Here is an 835-nt window from a genome sequence, read left to right on the forward strand (position 1 = left end):
CGTTTCGCCAGGATTCAGCATCGCCAGCCCCCCGGAAACCGTGACCGCCAACCCGGGAGCGTCCTTGAAACGCTGGCTGCGCATGCCCAGCAGAATACCCTCCACCAGATTGCGCGCTTCCTCCGGATCACTCACCGGCAACACCAGCATGAATTCTTCCCCGCCCAGACGGGCGGCGAAATCCTGATTGGTCAGGTGGCGCCGTGTCACATCCGCAAAACGCTGCAACACCAGGTCGCCCATGCCATGGCCATACTGATCGTTGGTTTTCTTGAAATGATCCAGGTCCAGGTACACCACACCCAGTTGATACGCGCCACGGGCAGACTGCCCGCACGCCTTGCTCAGCAGCTCCATGGCATGGCGACGGCGGTAGAACCCGGTCAGCTCGTCTTTTACCGCCATGTCGTGAATACGCTCAACAATTTCTGCCAGCTGCTGATTACGCTTACCCAACTGGAACCGAATGGTGGAAATCTCCGACGCCACCAGCATGGCGGCCAGTACCATGGCACTGAACAGGCCCCACTGAATCCACTCGCCCTGCACGTCCACCACTTCCGGCCAGTACACACAAACCACCCCCAGCACGAGCGCGTACCCCAGCACGCAATACCCTGCCAGAGCCATGAACTGCCGGAGCGAAGCCTGCAACACCCCCATCTGGACGATGGCGAAGAAAATCAACATGACACACAGACGCACCTGATCGACGACCAGGGCAGTGACCAATAACCCGGTGGTTGACCACACCATCAGCGGCATGATCATGGAAGGTTCGGAAAGCCGGCGGTTCAGGCCCACCAGCATAAACAAGACAAACAGGATATGGCCG

At 59.2% G+C, this 835-nt stretch carries 1 protein-coding gene; it reads right to left on the reverse strand.

Features of this window, described 5'->3' with window-relative positions; translation table 11 throughout:
- Positions 1-835 (reverse strand): GGDEF domain-containing protein (locus A3730_RS23465; RefSeq protein ID WP_063539079.1); only part of this gene is annotated, 835 nt, incomplete at both ends.

The organism is Alcanivorax sp. HI0044, from assembly GCF_001634945.1.